This is a genomic window from Paenacidovorax caeni (genome assembly GCF_001298675.1).
Taxonomy (GTDB): Bacteria; Pseudomonadota; Gammaproteobacteria; order Burkholderiales; family Burkholderiaceae_C; genus Paenacidovorax; species Paenacidovorax caeni.
The window spans coordinates 58510-78684 of record NZ_CYIG01000009.1 but is presented as its reverse complement, the minus strand read 5'-3'; the positions used below and the strand labels follow the sequence as shown (position 1 = coordinate 78684).

The 20175-nt window shown below is 64.1% G+C and carries 21 protein-coding genes; 8 read left to right on the top strand and 13 right to left on the bottom strand.

What is annotated here, in order from left to right; translation table 11 throughout:
* The first annotated feature begins 95 nt into the window (after nucleotides 1–95).
* Nucleotides 96–1742, top strand: coding sequence for an NAD+ synthase (locus BN2503_RS06240; RefSeq protein WP_054255785.1), 1647 nt, complete (start codon nucleotides 96–98; stop codon nucleotides 1740–1742).
* 42 nt (nucleotides 1743–1784) lie between these two features.
* A complete protein-coding gene (locus tag BN2503_RS06235; RefSeq protein ID WP_054255784.1) occupies nucleotides 1785–2123 on the top strand; it encodes a P-II family nitrogen regulator in 339 nt (112 codons plus the stop codon).
* Nucleotide 2124: 1 nt separating this feature from the next.
* On the opposite strand, the gene BN2503_RS06230 is transcribed toward BN2503_RS06235, so the two are convergent.
* The 6 genes from BN2503_RS06230 to BN2503_RS06205 are packed head-to-tail and all read right to left on the bottom strand — an operon-like array spanning nucleotide 2125 to nucleotide 5601.
* Nucleotides 2125–2718 (bottom strand): LOG family protein, encoded by a 594-nt coding sequence (locus tag BN2503_RS06230; protein WP_054255783.1) that lies wholly within the window; start codon nucleotides 2716–2718, stop codon nucleotides 2125–2127.
* Nucleotides 2715–3119, bottom strand: a complete 405-nt coding sequence (locus tag BN2503_RS06225; RefSeq protein ID WP_054255782.1) for a diacylglycerol kinase — start codon at nucleotides 3117–3119, stop codon at nucleotides 2715–2717. The genes BN2503_RS06230 and BN2503_RS06225 overlap by 4 nt, the downstream gene beginning before the upstream one ends.
* A 44-nt stretch (nucleotides 3120–3163) precedes the next feature.
* A complete protein-coding gene (locus tag BN2503_RS06220) occupies nucleotides 3164–3682 on the bottom strand; it encodes an RDD family protein (RefSeq protein ID WP_175537919.1) in 519 nt (172 codons plus the stop codon).
* A 20-nt stretch (nucleotides 3683–3702) separates the two neighbouring features.
* The gene (locus BN2503_RS06215; RefSeq protein WP_054255781.1) at nucleotides 3703–4560 is read right to left on the bottom strand and encodes a DUF3106 domain-containing protein; all 858 of its coding nucleotides are present in this window, start codon (nucleotides 4558–4560) and stop codon (nucleotides 3703–3705) included.
* Between the two features lie 19 nt (nucleotides 4561–4579).
* Complete coding sequence (locus BN2503_RS06210) at nucleotides 4580–5035, bottom strand: DUF3619 family protein (protein WP_054255780.1); 456 nt, start codon at nucleotides 5033–5035, stop codon at nucleotides 4580–4582.
* The gene (locus BN2503_RS06205) at nucleotides 5032–5601 is read right to left on the bottom strand and encodes an RNA polymerase sigma factor (RefSeq protein WP_054255779.1); all 570 of its coding nucleotides are present in this window, start codon (nucleotides 5599–5601) and stop codon (nucleotides 5032–5034) included. The genes BN2503_RS06210 and BN2503_RS06205 overlap by 4 nt, the downstream gene beginning before the upstream one ends.
* Nucleotides 5602–5890: 289 nt before the next feature.
* On the opposite strand from BN2503_RS06205, the gene BN2503_RS06200 reads away from it, so the two are divergent.
* From BN2503_RS06200 to pbpG, 6 genes are all read left to right on the top strand, one after another.
* Nucleotides 5891–7657 carry an acetolactate synthase 3 catalytic subunit gene (locus BN2503_RS06200; RefSeq protein ID WP_054255778.1) on the top strand — a complete coding sequence of 589 codons (1767 nt, stop codon included), beginning with the start codon at nucleotides 5891–5893 and terminating at the stop codon, nucleotides 7655–7657.
* Nucleotides 7658–7790: 133 nt separating this feature from the next.
* On the top strand, nucleotides 7791–8282 hold the full coding sequence (gene ilvN, locus BN2503_RS06195) for an acetolactate synthase small subunit (RefSeq protein WP_054255777.1): 492 nt from the start codon (nucleotides 7791–7793) through the stop codon (nucleotides 8280–8282).
* Nucleotides 8283–8329: 47 nt separating this feature from the next.
* Nucleotides 8330–9346, top strand: coding sequence for a ketol-acid reductoisomerase (ilvC, locus tag BN2503_RS06190; protein ID WP_054255776.1), 1017 nt, complete (start codon nucleotides 8330–8332; stop codon nucleotides 9344–9346).
* A 172-nt stretch (nucleotides 9347–9518) separates the two neighbouring features.
* Entirely contained in the window at nucleotides 9519–10355 is an 837-nt protein-coding gene (gene pssA / locus BN2503_RS06185; protein ID WP_054255775.1) for a CDP-diacylglycerol--serine O-phosphatidyltransferase, read from the top strand.
* 198 nt (nucleotides 10356–10553) lie between these two features.
* On the top strand, nucleotides 10554–12092 hold the full coding sequence (locus BN2503_RS06180) for a 2-isopropylmalate synthase (protein ID WP_054255774.1): 1539 nt from the start codon (nucleotides 10554–10556) through the stop codon (nucleotides 12090–12092).
* A gap of 133 nt (nucleotides 12093–12225) precedes the next feature.
* Nucleotides 12226–13278: a D-alanyl-D-alanine endopeptidase gene (pbpG, locus tag BN2503_RS06175; protein ID WP_054255773.1), complete on the top strand. Its 1053-nt coding sequence runs from the start codon at nucleotides 12226–12228 to the stop codon at nucleotides 13276–13278.
* A 191-nt stretch (nucleotides 13279–13469) separates the two neighbouring features.
* Here the strand turns inward: pbpG and crcB are convergent, their stop codons facing one another.
* The 7 genes from crcB to BN2503_RS06140 all read right to left on the bottom strand — a co-directional run bounded on the left by crcB (nucleotide 13470) and on the right by BN2503_RS06140 (nucleotide 20126).
* Nucleotides 13470–13853: a fluoride efflux transporter CrcB gene (crcB, locus tag BN2503_RS06170; RefSeq protein WP_054255772.1), complete on the bottom strand. Its 384-nt coding sequence runs from the start codon at nucleotides 13851–13853 to the stop codon at nucleotides 13470–13472.
* Between the two features lie 86 nt (nucleotides 13854–13939).
* A complete protein-coding gene (mnhG, locus tag BN2503_RS06165; RefSeq protein WP_054255771.1) occupies nucleotides 13940–14305 on the bottom strand; it encodes a monovalent cation/H(+) antiporter subunit G in 366 nt (121 codons plus the stop codon).
* Complete coding sequence (locus BN2503_RS06160) at nucleotides 14302–14583, bottom strand: K+/H+ antiporter subunit F (RefSeq protein WP_054255770.1); 282 nt, start codon at nucleotides 14581–14583, stop codon at nucleotides 14302–14304. Before BN2503_RS06160 ends, mnhG begins: the two co-directional genes overlap by 4 nt.
* Complete coding sequence (locus BN2503_RS06155; RefSeq protein WP_054255809.1) at nucleotides 14580–15068, bottom strand: Na+/H+ antiporter subunit E; 489 nt, start codon at nucleotides 15066–15068, stop codon at nucleotides 14580–14582. Before BN2503_RS06155 ends, BN2503_RS06160 begins: the two co-directional genes overlap by 4 nt.
* A gap of 8 nt (nucleotides 15069–15076) precedes the next feature.
* Nucleotides 15077–16774, bottom strand: a complete 1698-nt coding sequence (locus tag BN2503_RS06150; protein WP_054255769.1) for a monovalent cation/H+ antiporter subunit D — start codon at nucleotides 16772–16774, stop codon at nucleotides 15077–15079.
* Complete coding sequence (locus tag BN2503_RS06145) at nucleotides 16771–17136, bottom strand: Na+/H+ antiporter subunit C (RefSeq protein WP_054255768.1); 366 nt, start codon at nucleotides 17134–17136, stop codon at nucleotides 16771–16773. Before BN2503_RS06145 ends, BN2503_RS06150 begins: the two co-directional genes overlap by 4 nt.
* Nucleotides 17136–20126: a monovalent cation/H+ antiporter subunit A gene (locus BN2503_RS06140; protein ID WP_054255767.1), complete on the bottom strand. Its 2991-nt coding sequence runs from the start codon at nucleotides 20124–20126 to the stop codon at nucleotides 17136–17138. The genes BN2503_RS06145 and BN2503_RS06140 overlap by 1 nt, the downstream gene beginning before the upstream one ends.
* Nucleotides 20127–20175 lie beyond the last annotated feature (49 nt).

Below are 20175 nucleotides of genomic sequence, written 5' to 3'. Positions count from 1 at the left end.
GCCGCTGTGCTGCAGCAAACGGATGCACGGGTGATAATCGTCGCTTTCCCCATTCATCCCATCCCCTGTGCGGCCCAACTGGCCGCGACTGGTTCATGACGCTCTCTATCTGTACCGCGCAGCTCAACTTTGTCGTGGGGGATCTGCCCGGCAATGCGCAAAAGATCATTGCGGCTGCGCACGAGGCGTATGCCGTCGGCGCGCGCCTGCTGCTGACACCCGAGTTGGCGCTGTGCGGTTATGCCGCCGAGGATCTGTATTTGCGCCCAGCCTTCCTGGCCGCGTGTGAAGCTGCAGTGCAGCAAGTGGCGCGTGACACGGCAGGGCTGCAAGGGATGGTCATCGTGCTTGGGCATCCCCAGCGCCGGTCGCAAGGGGGGCTTTGCCACAATGCCGCCAGCGTGTTGCGCCACGGGGTGGTGGAGCAGACCTACGCCAAGCGGGAACTGCCCAACTACCAGGTCTTTGACGAGCGGCGCTATTTTGTGCCGGGTGATGCCGCGTGCGTTTTCACGGTCGAGGGCGTGCGTGTCGGTCTGCTGATTTGTGAGGACGCGTGGTTTGCCGCGCCTGCGCGCCGCGCCGCGGCTGCTGGGGCTGATTTGTTGGCGGTTATCAATGCCTCGCCTTTCCATCTGGGCAAGGGGGGCGACCGCGAGGCTGTCATGCGCGAACGGGTGCAGGAGACCGGGCTGCCCCTGGTCTATGCGCACCTCGTAGGTGGGCAGGATGAGGTGGTTTTCGAGGGGCGCTCGTTTGCGCTGCAGTCGGACGGGGCGCTCGCCGGGCGTGCACCTGGTTTTGAGGAAAAACTGCTGTTTTGCAAGGTGCAGCAAGCGCAAGGTGCTCTCAAAATTGAAGCGGATATCGCCCCGATGGCGACGCCCGAAGCAGACTTGTGGGATGCCCTGGTGCTGGCAGTGCGCGACTACGTGGGAAAGAATGGCTTTCCGGGGGCGCTTCTGGGCCTGTCTGGCGGTATTGATTCTGCTCTGGTAATGGCCATCGCCGTCGATGCGTTGGGGGCGGACAAGGTGCGCGCGGTCATGATGCCGTCACCCTACACCGCCGATATCAGCTGGATCGACGCGCGCGAGATGGCATCGCGCATGGGGGTGCAGTACGAAGAGATCGTCATCGCGCCCGCGTTTGAGGCTTTCAAGGCGGCGCTGGCACCGGCGTTCGCAGGCCGGCCAGAGGACACGGCGGAGGAGAACCTACAGGCCCGCATCCGGGGTACCCTGCTCATGGCCTTGTCCAACAAGTTTGGCGCCGTGGTGCTGACCACGGGCAACAAGAGCGAAATGGCAACGGGCTATTGCACGCTCTATGGCGATATGGCGGGTGGTTTTGCTGTCATCAAGGATGTTGTCAAGACCCGCGTATTCGCGCTGGCGCGCTGGCGCAATGCCCATGACCCGTATGGCACCTGTGCCAACCCGATTCCAGAGCGCATCATCACGCGGCCACCCAGTGCCGAGTTGCGACCGGACCAGAAAGACCAGGACAGTTTGCCGCCTTATGAGGTGCTGGATGCGATCCTGGTCCGGTACATGGAAAATGACGAACCGCTGGAGGCTATCGTCGCCGCGGGCTATGACCGCGCTGACGTGGATCGTGTGACCCGCCTCATCCGGCTCAATGAATACAAGCGCCGCCAGGCCCCCATCGGACCGCGCGTGACCCGCCGTGGCTTCGGCAAGGACTGGCGCTACCCCATTACGAACCGTTTCCGTGCCTGAGACGGTTGCTGTCGAATCGATAGTTTCAAGGATTGCCCCATCATGAAAATGATCACCGCCGTTATCAAGCCCTTCAAGCTCGAGGAAGTACGCGAGGCCCTGGCCGAGTGCGGCGTCAATGGCCTTACCGTGACCGAGGTGAAGGGCTTTGGCCGCCAAAAAGGGCACACCGAGCTGTACCGCGGTGCAGAGTACGTGGTTGACTTTCTGCCCAAGGTGAAGGTCGAGGTGGTCGTGCGCAGCGAGGATGTGGATCGCTGTGTCGATGCCATCGTCAGCGTGGCCAGCACCGGCAAGATTGGCGACGGCAAGATTTTTGTGACCCCCGTGGAGCGCGTGGTGCGCATTCGCACGGGCGAGCTGGACGACGCAGCGATCTGACTCAGATCACCGTGCGCAGCGGGGCTTGCGGCTTTGCGGTGCCTGCTGCCTCAACCAAATCACGCAGCAGGGGAGCGCAGTCATCGTTGATCTGCACCAGTCCCATTTGCCATTCGCCCATGAAGCCGCTGCGTACGCTGGACTGTAGGAAGTTGCCCAGAGCGTCGTAGTAGCCCGCGACGTTCAGCAGGCCGATAGGCTTGTCGTGGTAGCCGAGCTGGCGCCAGGTCCAGACCTCGAACAGTTCCTCGAAAGTGCCGATGCCGCCGGGCAGGGCAATGAATGCATCGCTGCGCTCGGCCATGATGGCTTTGCGCTCGTGCATGGTCTGAACGATGTGCAGTTCATCGCAGGCGTGGTTGGCCAGTTCCTTGTCCACCAGAGCCTGCGGAATCACGCCCACGACGCGCCCGCCTGCCTGGCGCGTGGCTTGGGCGACTTCGCCCATGAGGCCGCTGCGTCCGCCGCCATAGACGAGTTGCCCGCCGCGTTCGCCGATCCAGCGGCCCACGGCTTGGGCTGCGGTGGTGAACAGCGGGTCACCGCCGGGGCGGGAGCCGCAGTAGACGCAGATCGAAAAAGCGGGTTGTGTCATGGGTAAAACCTTTGGTACAGGGCGGCAGACCAGATGCCCAGGCACACCAGCAGGGCCAGCAGTACGGCGGCGCTGCCCATGTCTTTGGCGCGCTTGGCCAGCGGGTGCCATTCGAGGCTGATGCGGTCGATAGCAGCCTCGATGCCGGTATTCAGCAACTCGACAATCATCACCAGCAGGACGCTGCCAGCGAGCAAGGCCACTTCGATCCAGCTTTGCCCCAGCCAAAACGCCAGCGGCACCATGAAGAGGGCGGCGATGGCTTCCTGGCGAAACGCTTTTTCATGCCATCCAGCACGCAGGCCGGCCAGTGAATAGCCCGTGGCATGCCATAGCCGATGGAGCCCGGTGCGCGCTTTCTGCGGATTGGCAGGGTGGGGTGGGGTGGGGGGAAGGGACATGGGGCGAGATTGTCACCCTGCGCTACCAGGGGGGGCAGGGAACTTCAGGTGTTGACGGGACGCACAGCCTGCACCAGGCGCGTGCCTGCCAGTGCGTCATGCAGAAACTGGCGCTGCGGGTGGAAGCGGCTGAGGGTGGCCCATACAGCCACCCAACCCAGGAGTAGCACGGTGGACTCTCCCGCGGGTAGGCCAAACGGGGCGACTGCAGCCAGCGGTGGCAGGAACCACAACCAACTCAGCACGTAGCGCAGCAACGCGCGCAGCTGCGTGAGTGGCTGACCATGGCGGTCCACGACGCGGATGTGCCATGTCTTCATGGCCAAGGTCTGTCCCTTGGCCCAGAACCAGGTGAAGTAGATGCCGAAGACTACGAAGAGGAAGGCCTGCAGGCCATGGCGATTGTCCAGTGCGTGGCGTGTCTGGCTCAGGGTGCTGAACAGGTAGCCCGCGATGAAGACCACACCGAACATGAGCATGCCTTCATACAGCCAGCAGGCCAGGCGCCGGGGCAGGGGGGGGGCGATCAAGTCGGTTACGGCGGCAGCCTCGGCGTGGGACATGCAGGAGTCGTTCCCTGGTTTTAGTTTGGGGCGTAGATGCCGGGGGTTAGCGGAGAAGATGCCTCGGCGGGCGAGTGCAGTGGGTGCAGGCTTTCTACGGCCGACGCAGCTTCCAGGGGTGGCAGCGGGGTAGCGACAGCCGACGGGATGTCCACTGGGGCCGTTTCCACAACTGCGGGCGCTGCGTGTACCGGCGTGTCGGTTCGGGGAACGGGCAGGGCCGGCCGTGCTTTGCCATCGGGCAGCGGTGGAATCTTTGGAAGGTTGACCGCATCCGCAGGCGCATTGGTGGCGGCCGGGATGCGCGCGAGCTTGCGCGGAGAGACAGGATGCAACGCCGTGGCTGCGCCGGCGGGTTTGGGGCCGGCATGCGCGGCGAGGCGGCTTTTCTCTTCCGGGCTCAGTGCCTGATAGGCCTCCCACTGGGCGCGTTTATCGTCAGGGGACAGGCGCTTGGTGACGGCGTAGTTCAGACGAGCCTGGCTGCGCTGCTGGGCGCTCAGGCTGGCCCAGTCGGCCATGCGGCTGTGCAGCTTGTCTTGTTCGTGTGCGGGAAGCGTCGCAAAAGTTTGGGCCAGGGCGAGCCAGCGGCGTTTCTGCACATCGCCCATGCGGGACCAGCGCTGTTCAAGCGGTGCCAGCGCGCGCTTCTGTGCCGCAGTCAGTTCTCCCCATGCAGGTCCCGATGGGTCAACTGGCAGACCTGCGTCGCGCGCCCCCTGTTTGGTAGTTGCCATGCTGGGCGGGACTGCACTTGGCGCCATGCGCACTTGCTGCACGACTGAGCCCCCCAACACAGCCAAGCCCCCGAGCAATACGGTGGCGAGCGCTATGGCAGGCAGGCGCAAATGGTTCGCGGGAGCTGGCTTTAAGGGCATGCAGGCGGGTTGAGCAGGCTCACTGGCTAGCGGAGGCTTGGCCGGCGGTCTTGAGGTACTGGACGAATCCGGGGTCAGCATAGGCGGACGGGGGGAGATCGTCGGTCAGCAGGGCTGCGTCGACTGCAGCCACCTCGGCAGCGCCGTATTCGTCCTGAGAGGCGTTGACCACCACCAAGCCCACGAACAGCGCCATCACTGGCACTGCCGAAACCAGTGCGCGCCACCATGTACCACCTTCGCTGCCCCAGCCTAGCGCAGCGCTGCGGCCGTTGCGGACGATGGCTGGAGCCGTTTGCATCTGTCGCACAGGTGCTGTGACCTTGCGCTTGGACAGAGCCTGTTCGCGGGCGGCACGCAGGCGCTCGGAGATGTCGTAGGGCAAGTCGTCGTTACCCGCGCTCAGGCGGGCCGTGACACGCCGGGCGAAACGGTCGGCGGCTTGTTCGTTCAAGGCGTTGCTGGCGGTGTTCATAGTGTGATTCCTCTGGCCTTCAGTGCTTTGCTGAGGGTCTGGATGGCCCGAAAGCAATGTGTTTTGACGCTGCCTTCGGTGCAGCCCATCGCGGCTGCCGTCTCGGCGACGTCCATCTCCTCCCAATAACGCATCAAAAATGCCTCGCGTTGACGCGCCGGCAGCCCTTGAATCTCCGCCTCAATCCCTTGCAGCGTCTGGGCGCGCTGCGTCAGTGTTTCGGCGCTTTGGGCCGCTTCGTCGCCGTCGGGTCCGCTGTAGGTTTCAAGCAGGTTGAATTCTGCGCCATCTTCATCGTTCCCCTCGAAGTCGCTCATGCTGGAGAACAGTGCGTTGCGCGTCTTCTGGCGGCGGAACCAATCGAGCGTGCAGTTCGACAGGATGCGCTGGAACAGCATCGGCAGCTCCGCTGGTGGTTTGTCGCCATAGTGTTCGGCCAGCTTGAGCATGCTGTCCTGCACGATGTCCAGTGCGGCTTCCTCGTTGCGCACGTGGTAAAGCGAACGCTTGAAGGCGCGCTTTTCCACGCTTTTGAGAAAGTCGGAGAGTTCTTGTTCCGTTGCCAAGAGAGGTCAGCCCGCTGGGGAAATCGTGTGCCGGGGCAGGCGCCGAGGTGCCGTGCTTTGCGTCAAGGGGCTGGATTATCGCATCGCGTGGAATTTTTTTAACGTGCCGCGCACCGCGACTTGTTGCGGTGCGATAATAGCCGTTGCAATTCAAAGGCAAACGGGTCACGGTCCGGCGCGCACTCCTAGCGTCTATGTCCTTGGCCTCAAGTTCCGAACCGGCTCCACGAGAGCTTGTAGGCAAGGGGCACCCTAGGTTTTTCGTCAGAGAAATTCACAAAGGTTGATCATGGAAATCTCCAAGGCTGAACTCTCAGCCGCTCAGAACACAGCCGGCCCCGAACTCATGGGCGCCGAAATCCTCGTCAAAGCCATGCAGGCCGAAGGTGTCAAGTACATCTGGGGCTATCCGGGCGGGGCGGTTCTCTATATCTACGACGCGCTTTACAAGCAGGAAACCATCCAGCACGTGCTGGTGCGCCATGAGCAGGCTGCAGTGCACGCTGCCGATGGCTACGCGCGTGCCACTGGAGAGGTGGGTGTGGCGCTTGTCACATCTGGCCCGGGCCTGACGAACGCGGTGACCGGCATTGCCACGGCGTACATGGATTCGATTCCCATGGTGATCATCTCCGGTCAGGTGCCTACGCCCGCGATTGGGCTGGATGCTTTCCAGGAATGCGACACCGTCGGCATCACGCGCCCCATCGTCAAGCACAACTTCCTGGTCAAGGATGTGCGCGATCTGGCATCCACGCTGAAGAAGGCCTTCCACATTGCCCGCACTGGCCGACCTGGCCCCGTGGTGGTCGATATTCCGAAGGACGTGTCGTTCAAAAAGATCGCGTACCCGGGGTATCCGCAGAGCATCGAGATGCGCTCGTACAACCCGGTGAAGAAGGGGCATAGCGGCCAGATTCGCAAGGCACTTCAGCTGTTGCTGGCGGCCAAGCGGCCTTACATCTACACGGGTGGCGGCATTTTGCTGGGCAATGCCACGCAGGAGCTGCGTACGCTGGTGGACATGCTGGGCTACCCCGTCACCAACACGCTGATGGGCCTGGGTGCCTACCCCGCGAGCGACCGCAAGTTCCTGGGCATGCTGGGCATGCACGGCACCATCGAGGCCAATAACGCCATGCAGAACTGCGACGTGCTGCTGGCCGTGGGGGCACGTTTCGACGACCGCGTGATCGGTAACCCCAAGCATTTCGCGCAGAACGACCGCAAGATCATCCACGTCGATATTGACCCGTCCAGCATCTCCAAGCGCGTGAAGGTAGACATCCCGATCGTCGGCGATGTGAAGGACGTGCTGACCGAGCTGATCGCCATGCTGCGCGAGACCACGCAGCGCCCCGACGCCGGTGCGCTCAATGCCTGGTGGGAGCAGATCGAGGGCTGGCGCTCGCGTGACTGCCTGAAGTATGACCGTGGCAACACCGAGGTCATCAAGCCGCAGTACGTCATCGAGACGCTGTGGAACATGACCAAGGACGCCGACGCGTACATCACCTCTGACGTGGGCCAGCACCAAATGTGGGCCGCACAGTTCTACAAGTTTGACGAGCCACGCCGCTGGATCAACTCCGGTGGCCTGGGGACGATGGGCGTGGGCATTCCCTATGCCATGGGCATCAAGCTTGCCAAGCCCCAGTCCGAGGTGTTCTGTGTGACGGGCGAGGGCTCGGTGCAGATGAACATCCAGGAGCTCTCCACCTGCCTGCAATACAACACGCCGATCAAGGTGCTGTCGCTGAACAACCGCTATCTGGGCATGGTGCGCCAGTGGCAGGAGATCGAGTACTCCGGTCGCTACAGCCACAGCTACATGGACGCGCTGCCCAACTTCGTCAAGTTGGCCGAGGCCTATGGCCACGTGGGCATGCTGATTGAGCGCCCGCAGGACGTGGAGCCGGCGCTGCGCGAGGCGCGCAAGCTCAAGGATCGCACGGTGTTCCTGGACTTCCGCACCGACCCGACCGAGAACGTCTTCCCGATGGTGCGTGCCGGCAAGGGCATCACCGAGATGTTGCTCGGGTCCGAGGACCTTTGAGCTGAATTGGCCTCCAGCGCTTTCCATATAAGCGCTGGCAGCTATCTTTTTAGTAGTATTTGACGAATCTATTGTCTGCCGAGCTTGGCGTTTACCGGCGCCAGGGGAGGGCAGCGAAAAGAGGAATCGCACCATGAAACACATCATTGCCGTCCTGCTCGAGAACGAGGCAGGCGCGCTCTCCCGCGTCGTGGGCCTGTTTTCAGCCCGTGGCTACAACATTGAGTCGCTCACCGTGGCGCCCACCGAGGATCCGTCGCTGTCGCGCATGACGATCCAGACGACGGGCTCCGACGATGTGATCGAGCAGATCACCAAGCACCTGAACCGCCTCATCGAGGTTGTGAAGGTCGTGGACCTCACCGAAGGCGCCTATACCGAGCGCGAGCTCATGATGGTGAAGGTGCGTGCCGTGGGCAAGGAGCGCGAGGAGATGAAGCGCATGGCCGATATCTTCCGCGGCCGCATCATCGACGTGACCGAGAAAAGCTACACCATCGAGCTGACCGGAGACCAGTCGAAGAACGACGCCTTCCTGCAGGCCATCGACCGCACGGCGATCCTTGAGACCGTGCGCACGGGTTCGTGCGGCATCGGCCGTGGCGAGCGCATCCTGCGCGTGTAAGACAATCTTCCTTTTTTCCCCTGAACAGAATTTCCAACGGAGCGACCATGAAAGTTTTCTACGACAAAGACTGTGACCTGTCCCTCATCAAGGGCAAGACCGTGGCCATCATCGGCTACGGCAGCCAGGGCCACGCCCACGCCCAGAACCTGAACGAGAGCGGCGTCAAGGTCGTCGTCGGCCTGCGCAAGGGCGGCGCGTCCTGGGACAAGGTTGCCAAGGCTGGCCTCACGGTGATGGAAGTCAACGATGCCGTTAAGGCGGCTGACGTGGTCATGATCCTGCTGCCCGACGAGAACATCCCCGAGGTGTACAAGAACAACGTCGAGCCCAACATCAAGCAGGGCGCGACCCTGGCCTTCGCCCACGGCTTCAACGTGCACTACAACCAGGTCGTGCCACGCGCTGACCTGGACGTGATCATGGTCGCCCCCAAGGGCCCTGGCCACACCGTGCGCTCCGAGTACCTCAAGGGCGGCGGCGTGCCGACCCTGATCGCCGTGTACCAAGACAAGTCCGGTAAGGCCCGTGACGTGGCCCTGTCCTATGCCATGGCCAACGGCGGCGGCAAGGGCGGCATCATCGAGACCAACTTCAAGGAAGAAACCGAGACCGATCTGTTCGGCGAGCAGGCCGTGCTGTGCGGTGGCGCTGTGGAGCTGGTGAAGATGGGCTTCGAGACCCTGACCGAAGCCGGCTACGCACCCGAAATGGCCTACTTCGAGTGCCTGCACGAGCTCAAGCTGATCGTGGACCTGATGTACGAAGGCGGCATCGCCAACATGAACTACTCCATCTCCAACAACGCGGAGTATGGTGAGTACGTGACCGGCACCGAGGTCATCAACGAGAAGTCGCGCGAAGCCATGCGCGCTGCCTTGAAGCGCATCCAGACCGGCGAATACGCCAAGATGTTCATCCTGGAAGGCAAGACCAACTACCCGAGCATGACCGCTCGCCGCCGCCTGAACGCCGAGCATCCGATCGAAGTGGTGGGCGACAAGCTGCGCGCCATGATGCCCTGGATCGCCAAGAACAAGCTGGTGGACCAGAGCCGCAACTGAGTACGGCGCACCGTACTTCCAAGGCCACTTCGGTGGCCTTTTTGCGTTGGGGGTGCGCTGTAGGACGCAGCCGAGTCGCTACACTGCCCCCTTTGCCGCGCGGTGTGTGCGGTGTTTACTATCAAAAATGTAGCTCCTTGCGTTTGTTTGGCAAGGGCTGGAGGCCAATTTGATGCATGACGGCAATGAATCTGCCGAAGAACAGGGCGTCGTGGTGCGCAAGCGCCGCAAGGGCATTTACATCCTGCCCAACCTGTTTACGCTGGCGGCGCTGTTCGGCGGCTTCTATGCCATCGTCATGGCGATGAACGGCCGCTTCGACATGGCAGCCGTTGGCGTTTTCTGCGCCATGGTGCTCGACAGCCTGGATGGGCGCGTGGCGCGCATGACCAACACCCAGAGCGCGTTCGGCGAGCAGATGGATTCGCTGTCCGACATGGTGTCTTTCGGCGCCGCACCCGCGCTCATCGCCTACATGTGGGCGCTGCAGGGGCTGGGGCGCTGGGGCTGGATCGCCGCGTTTGTCTACTGCGCTTGTGCCGCGCTGCGCCTGGCGCGCTTCAACGTCAATACCGGCGTGGTCGACAAGCGCTACTTCCAGGGGCTGCCGTCGCCTGCGGCCGCGGCGTTGGTCATGGGGTTCATCTGGCTGCTTACCGAAGCTGGCGTGCGCCCAGGCCAGGGATCGGTGGCCTTGAGCTGGACGCAGGTTACCTGGCTGACCTTCGGCTTCACGCTGTATGCAGGGTTGACCATGGTGACCAACGTGCCGTTCTACAGCTTCAAGGATCTGCACATGAAGCGCAGCGTGCCCTTTGCGGCCATCGTGCTGATTGCGCTGGGCATCGCCATCGTCAATATCCATCCGCCCACGGTGCTTTTCGGCGTGTTCGTGCTGTACGGTCTTTCCGGCTACGTGGTGTACGCCTGGCGCAAGGCCAAGGGGCAGCACACCAGCGTCATCAGCACGTCCACGGACGAGCCAGACGAGCGGGGCCTGCACAAGTAGGAAGCCCGAGATGTGCTACATTGCACGGCATGAAAACGTTGGCCCTTGCCCTACTGCTAACTCCCCCCGGGCGGAGACGGTAGAGCGCGCGCGCACGCTTTTCACTCAAGGCCCGTATGCACCCGCAACGGGCCTTTTGTTTTGCACGCCAAACTTTTCCAGTTGCGGGTCCCACCCCCATCCACTCAGGAGTACACCATGGCAGATAAGCTGATCATTTTCGACACCACCTTGCGCGATGGCGAGCAGTCGCCCGGCGCTTCGATGACCAAGGACGAGAAGCTGCGCATCGCACGCCAGTTGGAGCGTCTCAAGGTCGATGTGATCGAGGCAGGCTTCGCAGCGAGTTCCAACGGCGATTTCGAGGCGGTGCAAAGCATTGCGAATGTGATCAAGGACTCGACCGTCTGTTCGCTGTCGCGTGCCAACGACCGCGACATCGCACGCGCCGCTGAAGCGCTCAAGGGCGCCAACAGCGCACGCATTCACACCTTCATCGCCACCAGTCCGCTGCACATGGAGAAGAAGCTGCGCATGACGCCCGAGCAGGTGCTGGAGCAGGCGACGCAGGCGGTGCGTTTTGCCCGCAATCTGGTCGGCGACATCGAGTTCAGCCCCGAGGATGGCTACCGCAGCGACCCGGACTTCCTGTGCCGCGTGCTCGAAGCAGTGATCCGCGAGGGCGCCACCACCATCAACGTGCCCGACACGGTGGGCTACGCCATTCCTGAGCTGTACGGCAACTTCATCAAGAGCCTGCGCGAGCGCATTCCCAACAGTGACAAGGCCATCTGGTCCGTGCATTGCCACAATGACTTGGGCATGGCGGTGGCCAACTCCCTCGCTGGCGTGAAGATCGGCGGTGCGCGTCAGATCGAGTGCACCATCAACGGCCTGGGCGAGCGTGCCGGCAACTGCTCGCTGGAAGAGGTGGTGATGGCCGTCAAGACGCGCCGCGACTACTTTGGCCTGGACGTGGGTATCGACACCCAGCACATCGTGGCTGCCAGCCGCATGGTGAGCCAGACTACAGGCTTCGTCGTGCAGCCGAACAAGGCTGTGGTGGGGGCCAACGCCTTTGCCCATGCTTCCGGTATCCACCAGGACGGCGTGCTCAAGGCGCGCGACACCTACGAGATCATGCGTGCCGAAGACGTGGGCTGGACGGCCAACAAGATCGTGCTGGGCAAGCTCTCGGGCCGTAACGCCTTCAAGCAGCGCCTGCAAGAGCTGGGTGTGGCGCTGGAAAGCGAGGGCGAGATCAATGCCGCATTTGCCAAGTTCAAGGAGCTGGCCGATCGCAAGAGCGAGATTTTCGACGAGGACATCCTGGCCCTGGTCAGCGACGAGAGCGTGAGCAGCGAGAAGGAACGGTACGGTTTCGTCTCCCTCTCTCAGCACAGCGAGACGGGTGAGCGTCCTCAGGCGCGCATCGTGTTCACGGTGGCGGGCAAGGAGGTGCAGGGCACGTCCGAAGGCAATGGTCCGGTGGATGCCTCGCTCAAGGCCATTGAGGCCCATGTTCAAAGCGGTGCCGAGATGGTGCTGTATTCGGTCAACGCCATCAGCGGCTCTACCGAGAGCCAGGGCGAAGTGACGGTGCGCCTGCAAAGTGCCGGCCGCGTGGTCAATGGCGTTGGCGCCGACCCCGATATCGTCGTGGCCTCGGCCAAAGCCTACCTGAGTGCCCTGAACAAGCTGCACAGCACGGCCGAACGGGTGGCGGCACAAGGTTGACTTGCAGCAAGCCCCGGGTGAGCGTCTTATAATCTCACCCACTTTCTTGAAAAGTCGCGCAATACATTGATATTGCGCGACTTTTTTTAATTGGCTACACTGCCACTGACTTTTTGTTGCTTGGGGTAACCGGATGCACAAGACCCACCGCTCCGCTCTCGAACGTTTCTCCCAATGGTGTAGCCTGGCTGCTTTGAGCTTGGCGCTGGCCGTCCCCATGGCCCATGCCGCGCCCAAGAAGCCTGCCAAGAAGCAGCAGGTCAGCTCCGCCCCCGCCAAGCGTACGGCAGCCCGCAAAGCGACCGCGCCGCGCAAGGTGGCCCGCAGCGCCAAAGCCCCTGTGCGTGCGGCGTATGTGGCGCCGGAGCGGCAGTCGTTTGGCCAGTTGGCCGGACTGCACCAGGTCAGCGACCCGCTTTCGCTCAAGTCCAGCGTCGCCCTGGTGGTTGACCAGGATACGCATGAAGTGCTGCTCAGCAAGAATGACAAGGCGGTTCTGCCGATCGCTTCGCTGACCAAGCTCATGACGGGGCTCTTGATTTCCGAGGCGCATCTGCCCATGGACGAGCTGCTGACCATCACCCAGGACGACGTCGATACAGAAAAGGGCAGTCGCTCGCGCCTGAGCGTGGGCACCACGCTGACGCGGGGCGAGATGTTGCACCTGGCGCTGATGTCGAGTGAGAACCGCGCGGCGCATGCCCTTGGGCGTACCTACCCCGGCGGGCTGGGGGCCTTCGTCGCCCGCATGAATGCCAAGGCGCGTCAGCTGGGCATGACGGATACGCGCTACGTCGAGCCGACGGGCCTGTCGAGCAACAACCAGTCCAGCGCACGTGACTTGGCGACGTTGGTGAGCGTGGCCCATGGCGATCCGTTGCTGCGCGAGCTGTCGACCTCCCCCAGCTACGAAGTGGCGGTGGGCCGCCGCACCCTGCAGTTCAACAACACCAACCGCTTGGTGAGCAGCCCGGCATGGGACATTGGCCTGCAAAAGACCGGCTATATCTCCGAGGCGGGCCGCTGCCTGGTCATGCAGGCCCAGGTGTCTGGGCGCAAGATCATCATGGTCTTCCTCGACTCGGCGGGCAAGTTCAGTCGGCTGGGCGACGCCGAGCGCGTGCGCCACTGGGTCGAGTCTTTGGGGCACGCCCCCGCGGCAAGCCGTACGGCATCGCTGCGCTGAAATCTTCGCGGCATTGGCGCCCTCCGGTCTGGAGGGCGTTTTCGTTTGGCTCTGTCACCTATTCGTGTTAATGAAATTCTTATGATGCGCCGCGAACCAAGCGCTGGCGCGGGTTTCGGGCGAATACGCCGAAGCCCTTCTGTCAGAGGGCGCCAACACGTTCAGGTGACAGAGCCTTTCGTTTTGGGGGGCTAGAGGCTGCGCAGCAGCAGCGCGGCACTGTGCAGGCCCAGCCAGGTCAGTAGCAGCGAGCCGCCCAAGTGAAGTGCGGCCACCCCCAGCGCCAGCCCCAGGCGCTGTTGCTGCAGCAGGCCCACCACTTCGGCGGAAAAGCTGGAGAACGTAGTCAGTGCCCCCAGGAAACCTGTCACGAGGGCCAGGCGCCAGGCGGGGTCAAGGTGGGGCATGGCCTGGAATACTGCCACGCATGCACCGATGAGATAGCCGCCGACCAGGTTTGCGGCCAGCGTGCCCCAGGGCAGCAGGCTGGTCGGGGTACTCAGCCACAGGCCCAGGCCCCAGCGGGCCAGCGCGCCGACACAGGCCCCTAGGCAGATGGACAGGATGTTAAGCATGGCGTGCGATCATCCGCGAGGCGCGGGTGTTTTAGTAGTCTTTTTCGAGGCTAGCCCTTATGCAACAAGCGCTAGCAGCTATCGAATCAGGAGTCAGGCATGCCCGAGTGGCGGCTGACGCTTGGTGGCACGGCCTGCCCGGCCCGGCGTGCGCGGAACAGGGCGGCACGCATCAGGAAGATATTGGTGATCGGCACCGTCACGGCGACGAACAGTGCGATTAGCAGCGGATGCAGGGCCAGGCGGTGCCCGAGGAGCGAGAAGTACACGATGCTGGCGTGCATGATGCACCACATGCCTAGCGTGGCGATGATGGCCGGGGCGTGCACGCGCTCAAAGTAAGTGGGTAGCCGCAGCAGGCCCAGCGAGCCCACCAGGGCGATGCCCGCGCCTACCAGCACCAGGGCAGCGATGGTGATTTCGGCCCAGAGCGGCATGGCTTCGGGTGTCATTCGATCACCTCGCCGCGCAGCAGGAATTTGGCCATGGCCGTGGAGCCGACAAACCCGAACAATGCCACCAGCAGCGCGGCTTCAAAGTAGTGGTTGCTGGCATACAGCATGCCCAGCACCAGCATCAGCAGCATGCCGTTGAGGTACATACAGTCCAGCGCCAGCACGCGGTCCTGTGCCGAAGGACCACGCAGCAAGCGCACCAGCGTGAATACCATGGCCAGCGCAAGCATGGCCAGCGCCAAGGGCAGTGCCCAGGAGAGCACGGGCTGCGTCATTCAAAAATCTCCATCAGGGGGCGTTCGTAGTGGTTCTGCACATGGTCGATCACGGCCTGTGGGTCGTCTACCTCCAGCACGTGCAGCAGCAGCACGGAACGGTCGCGCGCGAGTTCGGCCCATACCGTGCCGGGGGTGATGCACACGATCATGGCCAGCACTGCCAGCGCATTGGGGTCGCGCAGTTGCAACGGGATATGCACGAAGGCAGCAGGGTGCCGCCGCAACCGTGGGAACAAGATGAAGCGCAGCACCGCAGCGTTGGAGTGCAGCGTGTCAACCATGACCCGCAGGCCCAGGCGCAGCACCACGCCCGGGCGCCGGATGCGCACGGGCAGGGGGCGCAGTCCGCGCGTGAGCAGGGGGACCAGCCATGCCAGCACCAGCGCCATCACCAGGTTGCCAGGGCTGGCCGAGCGGTTCAGCAGCAGCCACAAGAGGAACAGTGCCGCCGACAGCAGCGGTGCGGGCAGCAGGCGTTTCATGGGATTTTTCACGGTGCCTCCCGGACGAGCGGGGCGGCAATGGGGGCCGCTTCCATAACGGCGCGCACATAGGTCCCCGGGGCGTGCAGCGCATTCGCCGTGGCCTGGGTGAAGTTCATCACGGCCGCCGCTTGCACCGTCAAAGCCACGCAGGCGGCCAGCAGGGCCGCGATCGGCAGACCCTCGAGCACGCGCAACTGCGGCGTGGCGCGGTCGTGGGCGGCCCAGAAGTGGCGCATGCCGGTGCGCGTCAGGGCGATCAGCGCCAGCAGGCCGGTGCCGATCATCAGCGCCAGCAAGGACCAGCCCGACACGCCCAGGCGCATGCCCGACGACGTGCCCAGCCCCAGTGGGTTCAGCAGCGCGGTGAGCATGGCGAACTTGCCGACGAAGCCCGACAGCGGTGGCAACCCCGTGATGACCAGTGTGCACACCATGAACGACAGCCCGAGGAAGGCGGCTGCGGCGGGAATTACGCGGCCGATCAGTACCTCCTCGTCGTCGTCCAGGTTCATGCCCTGCGTGGGCAGCAGCTCGGGGTTGAGGAAGGGGGCGTCTTCGTCGTCGGCATCGGTGCGCGTGCCGTCGTTGCGCCAGCGCTCGATCAGGTCGGCCAGCAGGAACAGCGTACTCACTGCCATGGTGGAGCTGGGCAGGTAATACAGCAGCGCCGCCGTCAGCTCCGTCTGGCCAAAGCCCACGGCGGCCAGCAGCGTGCCCGATGACAGCACCGCCGCGAAGCTCGCCAGGTGCGTAATGCGCTGCGACCCCAGCATGCCAATGGCCCCGAACGCCATCGTCAGCATGCCGCCGCCGATCAGCCACGGGCCGCCGAACAGTGCCGAGGCGCCAGCCTCGCTGCTAAACATCAGCGTCCACAGACGCAGCAGGGTATAAACGCCGACCTTGGTGAGCAGCGCAAACAGCGCGCCCACGGGCGGTGTGGCCGCACTGTAGGCTGGCACCAGCCAGAGGTTGAGCGGCCACACCGCCGCCTTGATGAGAAAGGCCGTGGCCAGGATGCCGGCGGCAGCGTGCAGCAGGCCGCGGTCGCCCGCCGTCACCTGCGGAATGGCGCGTGCCAGGTCGGCCATGTTGAGCGTGCCGGTGATACCGTACAGCATGGACACGCCGATAAGGAACAGCGACGACGCGGCCAGGTTGATGGCGATGTAGTGCAGCCCCGCCTGCACGCGCGCGCGCCCCGAACCGTGCAGCAGCAGCCCGTAGGAGGCGGCCAGCATGATCTCGAAGAACACGAACAGGTTGAACAAGTCGGCCGTGAGGAAGGCACCTGCCAGCCCCATCAGCTGGAACTGGAACAGCGGGTGGTAGTGCACGCCCGCACGGTGCCAGCGTGAGGAGGCGAAGACGATGCAAGCCAGTGCGACGAAGCTGGTCAGCACCAGCATCAGCGCCGAAAGCCGGTCCAGCGCCAGCACGATGCCAAAGGGCGCCGGCCAATTGCCCGGCAGGTACACGCCCAGCGTAGCCGGAGAGCCGGCGCGTGCGCTCCAGGCCAGCAGGGCCACGGCAATGGCCAGCCCCAGTAGCGTGGACAGCAGGTTGAGCCCGAGCTTGAGGCGCTGCTGCTCTTCACGCAGCAGCAGCATCAGGGCGGCCGTGAGCAGCGGCAGCACGATGGGCGCCAGCATGAGGTGGGGCATCAGCCCCGCGATGGTGTCGATCCACTGCACCTGGCTCATGGCATCTCCTGCCGGTCGCGCGAGTGGCTGCCATCCACGTGGTCGGTGCCCGACATGCCGCGCGAGGCGAGCAGCACCACGAGGAACAGCGCCGTCATGGCGAAGCCGATGACGATGGCGGTGAGCACCAGGGCCTGCGGCAGTGGATCGGCGTAGTGCTGCAGATCCTGTTGCACGCCGTCCACCAGCACCGGCACCTTGCCGACGGCCAGGCCAAGCCGGCCCATGCTGAAGATGAACAGGTTGACTGCGTAGGACAGCAGCGACAGGCCCATGATGATCTGGAACGTGCGCGGGCGCAGCAGCAGCCACACGCCGGAGCCAGTGAGCACGCCGATGGCCAGGGCGAGAACGATCTCCATCAGACGGCACCTCCTGATGTTTTCACTTTTTGATAGCTTTCAGCGCTTGCTGGGTAAGGGCTAGAGTCACTTTCCTTTGAATTTTCTTGCGCGGCCCGGGCTTCTTCCTGCAGGCGTGCGTGGTAGCGGTGGCCACGGATCGACTGGTGGGCGATGGCCGTGAGGATCAGCAGCGTGGAGCCCACCACCAGCGTGAACACGCCGATGTCGAAGAACAACGCACTGGCCACGTGCACGTCCCCCAGCCAGGGCAGATGCAGGTGCGCGGTGTGTGTGGTGAGGAACGGGTAGCCCAGTGCCACGGCACCCGCGCCGGTGGCCAGGGCGCACAGCAGGCCGGTGGCAATCCAGCGGCGTGGCACCAGGGGAAGGTGTGCTTCGACCCATTCCACGCCCGAGATGATGTACTGCAGGATCAGCGCCACCGACAGCACCAGTCCGGCAACGAAGCCGCCGCCGGGCTCGTTGTGACCGCGTATGAAGATGTAGGCCGACACCACGGCGGCGAAGGGCAGCAGCAGGCGCACCAGCACGGCGGGCACCATCAGGTAGCCGACCGCAGTGTCCTGGGCGTTACGCGGGTTGAGCAGGTCGGTTTGCAGATCGGCCGGCAGCGCACGCTGCTGCGGTGGCAGATCCATGGTTTCGCGCGCCGGGCGGAAGCGCCGCAGCAGCGCATAGACGGTGATGGCGACAATGCCCAGCACGACGATTTCGCCGAAAGTGTCGAAGCCGCGGAAATCGACCAGCATCACGTTGACTACGTTGGTGCCGCCGCCCTCGGTCAGCGCGCGCTCCAGAAAGAAGGTGGAGGTGCTTTGCGGGAAGTCGCGGCTCATCATCGCGAAAGCCAGCCACGCCATGCCGCCGCCGGCCAGCAGCGACAGCAGCAGATCGCGCAGGCGGCGCCTGCGCGTGCCGCGTGGCCGCACGCGAAGGCGCTCGTCGCGCTGGGGCAGCCAGCGCAGGCCCAGCAGAATCAGCACTGTGGTCACCAGTTCTACGGAAATCTGCGTCAGCGCCAGATCCGGTGCGGAGAACCACAGGAAGGTGATGCAAGTGGCCAGGCCCGCCCCGCCCAGCAGCGTGAGCGCGGCCATGCGGTGGTACTTGGCCTGCCATGCCGCCGCGACGGCCGATACAGCGCCCACAATCCACAGCAGTACAAAGGCGGGCGAGAGAGGCAGCGCCCCCCGGTGGCCCAGCTGCAGGCCGTGCAACCACAGGGGCAAGGCTCCGGCAAGCAAAGAGGCGCCTACCAGCCAGAGCATCTGCCACTGCAGGCGCCGGGTGCTCAGGGCCTGGCGGCCGTGGCGTGCGGCGGCGGACAGCAGCGCGAGCAGCCCTTCGAAGATGCGCTGCCCGTCGAAACGGCCCATGACGGGCGCATCAACCAGGCGGCCCTGCCGCTGTGCCCGGCCCAGCAGCAGGTACAGCAGTGTGCCGCCGGCCAACGCCAGCAGGCTCATCACCATGGGGGCATTGAAGCCGTGCCACACCGCCAGGCTGAACGCGGGCAGGTCGCCCCCCACCACGGGGCGGGCAGCAGCAGCCAGGCTGGCGCCGACGGTGGTGGCCGGCAGGACGCCCACCAGCAGGCAGGTGAGCACCAGCAGCTCCACGGGCACGCGCATCCAGCGCGGGGGCTCGTGTGGCGTGTGCGGCAGGTCGGTGGCGGGCGGGCCGAAGAACACGTCCACGGTGAAACGCAGCGAGTAGGCCACGCTGAACATACCGGCCACCGTGGCCGCTACAGGCAGCACCCAGCGCGCGATGGAGGCGGTGTCCATGAACACGGTTTCGGCGAAGAACATTTCCTTCGACAGGAAACCGTTGAGCAGCGGCACGCCGGCCATGGCAGCGCTGGCGACCATGGCCAGGGTGGCGGTAATGGGCATCATCTGCCGCAGTCCCGACAAACGCCGAATGTCGCGCGTGCCGCTTTCATGGTCCACGATGCCGGCAGCCATGAACAGCGACGCTTTGAATGTGGCGTGGTTCATGATGTGAAAAACCGCCGCCACGGCGGCGAGCGGGCTGTTCAAGCCGAGCAGCAGCGTGATGAGGCCCAGGTGCGAGATGGTGGAATAGGCCAGCAGCCCCTTCAGGTCGTTCTGAAACATCGCGGCATAGCCGCCGAGCAGAAGCGTGACCAACCCGGCACCGCCGACGATCCAGAACCACGGCTCGGTGCCGCCAAGCACCGGCCACAGACGCGCCAACAGAAACACGCCGGCCTTCACCATGGTGGCCGAGTGCAGGTAGGCCGACACGGGCGTGGGCGCGGCCATGGCGCGCGGCAACCAGAAGTGGAAAGGGAACTGCGCGCTCTTGGTGAGCGCGCCGAGCAGCACCAGCACCAGCGCAGTCAGGTACAGCGGGTGTGCGCGCACCTGTTCGGCCGCTGCCAGCACGTGGTCCAGGTCGTAGCTGCCGACGATGTGCCCCAGCACCAGCAGGCCTGCGAGCATGGCCAAGCCGCCCGTACCGGTGACGGTGAGGGCCATGCGCGCACCCCGGCGCGCATCCTTGCGGTGGTGCCAATAGCCGATAAGCAGGAAGGAGAACAGGCTGGTGAGCTCCCAGAAGAAGGCCAGCTGGATCAGGTTGCCCGAGAGCACTACGCCCATCATGGCGCCCATGAAGGCCAGCAGAAAGGCAAAGAAGCGCGGTACGGGGTCGGCCGGCGACATGTAGTAGCGCGCGTAAAGCACGACCAGCGAGCCAATGCCCAGCACCAGCATGCAGAACATCCAGGCAAAACCGTCCATGCGAACCACCAGGTTCAGCCCGAGCGCGGGCAGCCAGGCGATGTCCTGGCGCAGCACGCCGCCCTCAGCGACCTCGGGGAACAGTAAAGCCACCTGCACGGCGCAGGTCAGCGCAATCAGGCCTGCCAGCGTCGACTCGGTGTTGCGCGCATTGGCCGGCAAAAGGGCAGCCAGCAGGCTGCCCAGGAAGGGCAGGAGGATGAAGGAAACGAGGGGCATGTGCAGACCATTCTACGGGCAAGCCCGGGTCTGCATGCTATGAAAACCT